Annotated in this window: 6 protein-coding genes; 5 read left to right on the top strand and 1 reads right to left on the bottom strand. The window is 74.1% G+C overall.

The window, feature by feature from the left end:
- Positions 1 to 258 precede the first annotated feature (258 nt).
- From cobT to ACWFRU_RS26920, 3 genes are all read left to right on the top strand, one after another.
- On the top strand, positions 259 to 4,053 hold the full coding sequence (cobT, locus tag ACWFRU_RS26910; RefSeq protein WP_453690718.1) for a nicotinate-nucleotide--dimethylbenzimidazole phosphoribosyltransferase: 3,795 nt from the start codon (positions 259 to 261) through the stop codon (positions 4,051 to 4,053).
- Between the two features lie 188 nt (positions 4,054 to 4,241).
- Positions 4,242 to 5,474: a uroporphyrinogen-III C-methyltransferase gene (cobA, locus tag ACWFRU_RS26915; RefSeq protein WP_453690719.1), complete on the top strand. Its 1,233-nt coding sequence runs from the start codon at positions 4,242 to 4,244 to the stop codon at positions 5,472 to 5,474.
- An 85-nt stretch (positions 5,475 to 5,559) separates the two neighbouring features.
- Complete coding sequence (locus ACWFRU_RS26920; protein WP_453690720.1) at positions 5,560 to 6,378, top strand: TrmH family RNA methyltransferase; 819 nt, start codon at positions 5,560 to 5,562, stop codon at positions 6,376 to 6,378.
- Here the strand turns inward: ACWFRU_RS26920 and ACWFRU_RS26925 are convergent.
- Positions 6,369 to 7,682: a serine/threonine-protein kinase gene (locus ACWFRU_RS26925; protein WP_453690721.1), complete on the bottom strand. Its 1,314-nt coding sequence runs from the start codon at positions 7,680 to 7,682 to the stop codon at positions 6,369 to 6,371. The two genes, ACWFRU_RS26920 and ACWFRU_RS26925, sit on opposite strands and share 10 nt — an antisense overlap.
- Before the next feature lie 195 nt (positions 7,683 to 7,877).
- Between ACWFRU_RS26925 and ACWFRU_RS26930 the strand changes: the two genes are divergently transcribed.
- Together ACWFRU_RS26930 and ACWFRU_RS26935 are read left to right on the top strand one after the other, a co-directional pair.
- The gene (locus ACWFRU_RS26930; RefSeq protein ID WP_266868958.1) at positions 7,878 to 8,144 is read left to right on the top strand and encodes a hypothetical protein; all 267 of its coding nucleotides are present in this window, start codon (positions 7,878 to 7,880) and stop codon (positions 8,142 to 8,144) included.
- Between the two features lie 198 nt (positions 8,145 to 8,342).
- Positions 8,343 to 8,549, top strand: coding sequence for a hypothetical protein (locus tag ACWFRU_RS26935; protein WP_160503827.1), 207 nt, complete (start codon positions 8,343 to 8,345; stop codon positions 8,547 to 8,549).
- The last annotated feature ends 204 nt before the right edge of the window (positions 8,550 to 8,753 follow it).

The raw sequence follows: 8,753 nt of genomic DNA on the forward strand, positions 1-8,753 counted from the left end.
TTTGGGGGGTGTGTGGTACGGCAGGACCGGAGGGCGCGCAACGTGGCGCAGCCCACAGCGGGCCGTTGCGGATCAAGGCGCCGTGGTGGCAGCCAGACCGGGACAATGCCTGTTGTCCGTACGCGGTTCGTGCCGCGTGGCGCGCACGCTCGTTGACACTGACGGGCGGTTGGTGCGCCGCTCCGGGCAATGGGGCTTCCCCGGCCGACGGCTGAGGGGCGGTCGAAGAAGCACTAACCGATGGGCGAGGGGTTACGCATGACCGACACCGGCCAGGTCCCGGGCGAGGGACTGCCGGAGAACGCAGGCATGGTGGAGCAGCCGGGCGTCCCCGCCCCGGGCGCGTACACCTACCTCGACCCCTCCGAGAGTCCCGCCGAGAGCGTCGCCCCCGCGGACGATGACGACCTGCTGTTGATGCCGGGTGCCCAGGGCGCCTGGAGCGAGCCGCATTCGGCGGGCGGTCAGCAAGGCATGCCGGTGGGCGAGGCGGCGACGGGCGGCCTGCCGCACGGCGGCCAGCACGCGGCGGCACCGCAGGCGTTCGCCCAGCAGTCCGTCGGGCAGCCGCACGCCACGCACCAGCCGGGCCCGCACGAGACCGGCGGCCGCGACAGCGGCTCGGTCGACCTGAACGGCGTCCAGTTGCCCGGTGCCCCCACGCCCGCGCCCGCTTCGCACCCCGGCCCCTCCCGCCGCCCGCTCCACCGGGGGCCGTCGGGCCCCGCCGTGCCCGACGGCTCGGGCAGCCCCGTGCGCTCCCTCGCCGACCGCGGCCCGGCCGGTGCGCCGCAGCACGTGGCACCCGTACGGCACGCGGGGCCGCCCACGGTGGGCCCCGAGTACCTCGACATTCCGCGTGACGAGGAAGGGATGCCCAGAGGGACGCAGCTCGGCGAGAACGTGCCGCAGGGCGCGACGCCGTGGACGCCGCAGCCTCAGCCGCAGGCCGCGCAGCCCGCGCCCGAGTCGCCGCAGCCCGTCGCACCAGCAGAAACGGTCGTCCCGGACGTCACTCCCGTCACAGAGGAAACACACGTCGCGGCACAGGATGCACAGGGCACGCTGGACGCGCCCGCACCCGCACCCGCGCCCGAGGCCCCGCAGCCCGTGGTGACCGACCCCGCGGGTCCGGCCGCCGCAGAGACGCCCGCAGCCGCCTTCCCGCAGGCCGCGGAGGCCGCCGACCCGGCGATCGCGCAAGGCACCGAGGCCGACGCCCAGTTCGCGCACGCCGCCGCCGAAGCAGGGCAGCCCGCGTTCGCCGTGGACGCCGAGCAGCCGTCGGCCGAGCAGTCGTCCCCCGCGCAGCCGTTCGCCGGGGACCCGGCCGCCTCCGCTCCCGAGGCGAGTCAGGAGCCCGCGCTCGCACAGAACTCCGGTCAGCCGCAGTTCGCCATGGCGGGCGCGCAGCCCTGGTCGGACGCGCCGCTCGCCGGCGCGGGACCTGCGGCCCAGGGCCCGCACGTCCACCAGGCTCAGCAGCCCCAGCAGATGCAGCAGCCCCAGCAGTACGCCGAGGTTCCCGTGGCGCAGGCGCCCCAGGCCGATGAGCTCCCCGGAGGCCCGGACCAGCACTTCGCGGACCCGCAGGCGCCCGCGCCCCTCGGCCAGTTCGTGCCGGTCGAGGGCTCGGTGCCGACCACACCGCACTTGGCGCCTACGCCTCCGCACGCCCTGTCCGTACCGCCCGAGCACTTCGAAGCCCCGCAGCCGCAGCCCGTCGTCGCCCCCGAGGTGCAGGCGGAGCCCGCGGAGGCAGCGGCCGCCCCGTCGGCAGCCGACGCCCCGGAGCCGCAGGCCACGGTGGAGACCCCTGAGGTCCCCGAGGTCCCCGAGACCGTCGAGGCTCCCGAGACCCCCGAGGTCCCCGAAGACCTCGCGGCCCAGGAGCCGTCGGCTCCCGCCGAAGCGGCCGAGCCCGCCGAAGCCGCTGTTATCCCCGAGACCCCCGAGACCCCCGAGACCCCCGAGGCTCCCGAGCCCGCCGAGGCCCCGGAGCCCGTCGCCCCGCAGCCCGCGGCCACCGTGCCCGCGCCGCGTGACGGTGGAGAGTCCGCGGTGGCTCCGGCCCCGGAGGCGGCGCAGGAGCCCGTGACCGTGGCGCCCGAACCCGTGGAGGCGGCAGCCGAAGCCACCCCCCTTGAGGTGGTCGAGGCGCCCGCAGAAGCGGAGGGCGTGGCGGTGGCCGAGGCCCCCGAGCGCTTGCTCATCGTCGAGGCCGGGCCCGCCGAGGTGACCGAAGCCGCCGACCCGGTGGCGGCCGACGACGCCCCCGCCGAGCCCGTTCAGCAGCCGGAGCCGGTCCAGCAGCCGCAGACACCCGCCGCCCCCGCGTACGACGACGCCGAGCGCGAGGCCGTCCTGCGCGTGATGCGCGAACGCCGCGACATCCGCAACGGCTTCCGCAGCGACGCCATCCCGCACGAGGTGCTGCTGCGAGTCCTGGAGGCGGCCCATACGGCGCCTTCCGTGGGCCACTCCCAGCCCTGGGACTTCGTCGTCATCCGCTCGGCGGAGACCCGCCGCACGATGCACGAGCTGGCCATGCGGCAGAAGGACGCCTACGCGAAGTCGCTGCCCAAGGGCCGCGCCAAGCAGTTCAAGGAACTGAAGATCGAGGCGATCCTCGACACCCCGGTGAACATCGTCGTCACCGCGGACCCGACGCGGGGCGGCCGCCACACCCTCGGCCGGCACACCCAGCCGCAGATGGCCCCGTACTCCTCGGCCCTCGCCGTCGAGAACCTCTGGCTCGCGGCACGCGCCGAGGGCCTCGGCGTCGGCTGGGTCAGTTTCTTCGACGAGCGCGAGATGGTCAGGACCCTCGGCCTGCCCGAGCACCTCGAAGTGGTGGCCTACCTCTGTGTCGGATACGTCGACGAGTTCCCGGAGGAGCCCGAGCTGATGCAGGCAGGCTGGTCCAAGCGCCGCCCGCTCTCCTGGGTGGTCCACGAGGAGACGTACGGCCGCCGCGCGCTGCCCGGCGAGGAGCCGCACGACCTGCTCGCCGAGACGGTCTCCAACATCCGCCCGCTGGACGCGAAGGCGCTCGGCGAGGCGTGGGAACGGCAGAAGCGGATGACGAAGCCGCCGGGCGCGCTCGGCATGCTGGAGATCATCTCCGCGCAGCTCTCGGGCCTCTCCCGGCAGTGCCCGCCGCCGATCCCGGAGCCCGCGGCCGTCGCGATCTTCGCGGGCGACCACGGTGTGCACGCCCAGGGCGTCACCGCCTGGCCCCAGGAGGTGACCGCGCAGATGGTCGCCAACTTCCTCGGCGGCGGCGCGGTCTGCAACGCCTTCGCCAACCAGGTGGGCGCCGAGGTCTGCGTCATCGACGTGGGCGTGGCCAGTGAACTCCCGGCCACCCCCGGCCTGTTGCCCCGCAAGATCCGCGCGGGCACGGCCGACATGACGACCGGCCCCGCGCTGAGCCGCGAGGAGGTCAAGGCCGCCGTCGAGGTGGGCATCGAGACCGCCCGCGACCTGGTGGCGGCGGGCAACAAGGCTCTGCTCACCGGCGAGATGGGCATCGCGAACACCACGGCGTCCGCGGCCCTCATCTCCGTCTACACCGACACCGACCCGGGCGAGGTGACCGGCCGCGGCACCGGCATCAACGACGAGATGCACAGCCGCAAGGTCGACGTCGTGCGCCGTGCGCTCGAACTTCACCAGCCCGACCCGGCCGACCCGATCGGCGTTCTCGCGGCGATCGGCGGCCTGGAGCACGCGGCGATGGTGGGCCTCCTCCTGGGCGGCGCCTCCCTCCGTACGCCGGTGATCCTGGACGGCGTGAGCGCCGGCGCGGCGGCCCTGGTGGCCCGTGCCATCGCCCCCGAGGTCCTCGCGGCCTGCATCGCGGGCCACCGCAGCGCGGAACCGGGCCACGTGGCGGCCCTGAACAAGCTGGGCCTGCGCCCCCTGGTCGACCTCGACCTCCGCCTGGGCGAGGGCACCGGCGCCCTCCTGGCCCTCCCGGTGGTGCAGAGCGCGGCGCGCGCCATGCACGAGGTGGCCACGTTCGACTCGGCGGGCGTGACCGAGAAGTAGCCTGACGACGAGGCTCCGGGGCACAGCCCCACCGGCGGAGCCGCAGAGTGACGCAGCCGGGCTCGGGCGGGGCTGGGGGAGAGACCCCGCCCCGCCCCAGCCATACTGAACCCGCACGTCAGAACATCAGCCGCTCCACCGCCGCAGCGGCCCGCACAACCCCCCGCCTCGCGAGGAGCCGCAACGCCATGGCCGAAAGCCCCGCCTACCCCGTAGGCCTCCGCCTCACCGCCCGCCGCACGGTCGTGCTCGGCGGCGGCCAGGTGGCCCAGCGCCGTCTGCCCGCCCTGATCGCGGCGGGCGCCGACATCCTCCTCGTGTCGCCGACGGCGACCCCCTCCGTGGAGGCGATGGCGGACGCGGGGGAGATCACCTGGGAGCGCCGGCGGTACGAGGCCGGTGACCTCAAGGACGCCTGGTACGCCCTCATCGCCACCAGCGACAGCGAGGCCAACACGGCGGCCTCCGCGGAAGCCGAGGCCCAGCGCGTCTGGTGCGTCCGCTCGGACGACGCCGACGCCGCCACCGCCCTGACCCCGGCGACCGGCCGCTCCGAGGGCGTCACGGTCGCCGTCCTCACCACGGACATCCACGGCCGCGACCCCCGCCGCACCGCGGCGATCCGGGACGCGGTCGTCGAGGGCCTGCGCGACGGCACCCTCGTGGCGCCCCACCACCGCACCCGTACCCCCGGCGTGTCCCTCGTCGGCGGCGGCCCCGGCGACCCGGACCTCATCACGGTCCGCGGCCGGCGCCTCCTCGCCGAGGCGGACGTGGTCATCGCCGACCGGCTGGGCCCCCGCGACCTGCTCGACGAACTGCCGCCGCACGTCGAGGTGATCGACGCCGCGAAGATCCCGTACGGCCGCTACATGGCCCAGGAGGCCATCAACAACGCGCTCATCGAGCACGCGAAGCAGGGCAAGTCGGTCGTCCGGCTCAAGGGCGGCGACCCCTTCGTCTTCGGGCGCGGCATGGAAGAGGCGCAGGCGCTGGCGGAAGCGGGTATTCCGTGCACTGTGGTGCCCGGCATCTCCAGCTCGATCTCCGTGCCCGGCGCGGCGGGCATCCCCGTCACGCACCGCGGGGTCGCCCATGAGTTCACGGTGGTCAGCGGCCATGTGGCCCCGGACGACGAGCGCTCCCTGGTCGACTGGCCGGCCCTCGCCAAGCTGCGCGGCACCCTCGTGATCCTGATGGGCGTGGACAAGATCGGCAAGATCGCGGCGACACTGACCGCGCACGGCCGGTCCCCCGAGACCCCCGTCGCCCTGATCCAGGAGGGCACCACCGCTGCCCAGCGCCGCGTGGACGCCACGCTCGCGACCGTCGCCGCCGAGGTCACCGCCCACGAGGTGAAGCCCCCGGCGGTCATCGTCATCGGCGACGTGGTGAACGTGGGGCCGGGCCGCCCCGCCTGACCGCCCCCAGCATCCACGTAACCACCGGTAACCCAACCCCCTCCAAGGCGTTGGCACCACACCCAGGACAAGGCAGTATCACCCTGTGGCTGATCTCATCACCGTTGACGACCCCGCCGACCCGCGCCTGCGCGACTACACGGGCCTGACCGACGTCGAACTGCGCCGCAGACGCGAGCCCGCCGAGGGCCTCTTCATCGCCGAGGGCGAGAAGGTGATCAGACGCGCCAAGCAGGCCGGCTACGAGATGCGCTCGATGCTGCTCTCCGCCAAGTGGGTCGACGTCATGCGGGACGTCATCGACGAGGTCCCCGCCCCGGTGTACGCGGTCAACCCCGACCTGGCCGAACAGGTCACCGGCTACCACGTGCACCGCGGCGCCCTCGCCTCGATGCAGCGCAAGCCGCTGCCGACCTCGGACGAACTCCTCACGAGGGCGCGCCGCGTCGTCGTCATGGAGTCGGTCAACGACCACACCAACATCGGGGCGATCTTCCGCAGCGCCGCCGCCCTCGGCATGGACGCGGTGCTGCTCTCGCCGGACTGCGCGGACCCGCTCTACCGCCGCTCGGTGAAGGTCTCCATGGGCGCGGTGTTCTCCGTCCCCTACGCCCGCCTCGAATCCTGGCCCAAGGGTCTGGACGGCGTACGCGAGGCCGGCTTCAACCTCCTCGCGCTCACCCCGGACGAGAAGGCCAAGACACTGGACGAGGCGGCGCCCCACCGCATGGACCGGGTCGCGCTGATGCTCGGCGCGGAGGGCGATGGCCTCACCACGAAGGCCCTGATGGCGGCCGACGAATGGGTCCGTATCCCGATGGCCCACGGCGTCGACTCCCTGAACGTGGGAGCGGCGGCCGCGGTCGCGTTCTACGCCGTGGCGACGGGCCGCCCTCAGCTCTGAGAGCCCGGCCCCGGATCCTGCCGCTGGCTCTGCTGTACGTCGCGCACATCGTGCACGCCGCTGCCGCCGAGCCCGCGCGCGGGCCCCTGGCACCCCTGGGCCGCCGCGATCCCCAGCGCCACGAGCAGCGTCACGACCACGAAGACGAAGAGCCGCTGGCGCAGCAGCCGCGGGTTGGCGGGCCGCCGCGGGCCACCGGAGCGCGTCGTGTTCCGGGACTGCCCGGGACGCGAGCCGGGCCGCGAGGAACTGGACCCGCCCCGCGAGGGGTGCGGCCGGGAGGAACCCGTGCGCGAGGAGCCCGTCCGGGAGGAACCGGTCCGCGAGGAACTCGGCCGTGACGAGCTGGGCCGCGGCGGGGGAGTGCCCTGCGGATGACGCCGCTGGGTGCGCTGGTCCGCGTACTCCTCGGCCATCCGTCCCGTCGGCCGGTCCAGGTCCTGCCGGGGCGCGGGTGGCCGCGGGTCCGTCAGGCCCTGTGCCTCGCGGGCCGCGATCTCCTTGAGTCTGAGCGACAGTTGAAGCGTGCTGGGCCGCTCCTCGGGGTCCTTGGCCAGGCAGGCCTTGATCAGCGGGGCGAGCGCGTCCGGGACCCCGCCGAGCTGCGCCTCCTCGTGGACGACCCGATAGAGCATGACCTCTGAACTGCCGTGCCCGAAGGGCGAGTCCGCCATGCCCGCGTACGCGAGGGTGGCGCCGAGGGCGAACACGTCCGTGGCGGGGGTGACGGCGGCGCCGCGCACCTGCTCGGGCGCGAGGAAGCCGGGCGACCCGACGGCGGTGCCCACATGGGTCAGCGTCGAGGCGCCGGTCGCCCAGGCGATGCCGAAGTCGATGATCCGCGGCCCCTTCGGGGACAGCAGGATGTTCGACGGCTTCAGGTCGCGGTGCACCACACCGGCTTCATGTACGGCGACGAGGCCCTCGGCCAGCGCCGAACCGACCACCGCCACATCGGCCGCGGACAGCGGCCCCTCGGCGGCGACCTTGTCGTGCAGGGAGGGCCCGGGGACGTACTGCGTGGCGAACCACGGCCGGTCGGCGTCGAGATCGGCGGCGACGAGCCGCGCGGTACAGCCGCCGCGGATGCGCCGGGCCGCGGAGACCTCGCGCGCGAAGCGCGACCGGAACTCCTCGTCCTCCGCCAGATCGGGCCGGATCACCTTGAGGGCGACGCGCTGCCCCCGCCGGTCCGACCCCAGGTAGACGACCCCCATGCCGCCGGCGCCCAGCCGCCTGTGCAGTCTGAACGAGCCGACGACACGCGGGTCCTCGCGCCGGAGCCGCATCATCGCCATGTCCATCCCCGCTGCCCGGTTCGTTGTCGTGCCACAGCTTACGTTTCCGTGGCCGGGCAGGTGCAGAGGCCGCGCCCTCGCGGCCCGACCGATTGTCAGTGCCGGGTGGGAAACTTGAAGAGGGGGCAGGGCGCCGGGGAAAAGCGGCTGTTGTCAGGGTCGTCCACCCCAACCATCCATCGCTGAAGGGGGATTGATCCCGTGAAAGGTGATCGCGTGGAGATAGTCGTGGACGCCGGGGACACGACACGGACGTACGAGGTGGTGGCGAGCCGGGCGGGCCGCCGGGTGGAGACGGCGGTCCGCAGGGGGGTGGTCGAAGTGAGCGAAGTCACCCGTAGCGGCTCGGTCGTGCGGACCGCGCGGTTCATGGCGACGCGCGTCCTGGCTCTGGTCGAGCAGCCCGTCCCCCGGGAGGACACATCCGAGCAGGCCGCCCGCCCCCTCCGGGAAGACCCTGAGACCTAGGACCCCGTCTCCACCCACGGGAGTACATGACCGACGATCGGTCATCCTCCGGGAGGCCCGGCAATCGGTACGAGGGCATGACGCCGCAGGGCCTCGGCGCACCTAGATTTGAGGTCAAGCGGCGGGTGCAGCACTCGTCCCCCGAGGTCAGACACCCGCCGCTGCCAAATGCATACAGACTCGGTCAGGAGAGGAACCATGGCGGACACGGCACCGCGGGCAATGATCCGCACGCAAGGACGTAAGGCCTTCGCCACGTTCGGCGTCCGCCCGTCCGGCACGCGCCACCCCTTGGTGGCGACGGCCATGGTTCTTCCTCTGGCGGCCCTGCTGGTGGTCGTCTTCGGCGGCTGGGAAGCAGTGGTCACACAGGCGTCGTCCGTGGGCGTGATGCTGGGGCGCTGAGCGGCGCCCCGGGCCCGGATGAGCGGTCCGGGCGGGGACATCCGGCCAGGAAACCCCGTGGGGACGGGGGTGCGGCGGACGGCACGAGAAGTGGGCGCGCCCCGGGGGGGCGGGGGGGGGGCCGGGATTTTGGGGCCCTGAGCCCCACCCGCCGGTGGGTTCATAAAGTTGGGGGGGGGGCGGGGGGGGGGGCCCCCGGGTTGG

It is taken from the genome of Streptomyces sp. NPDC055099, from assembly GCF_053607685.1.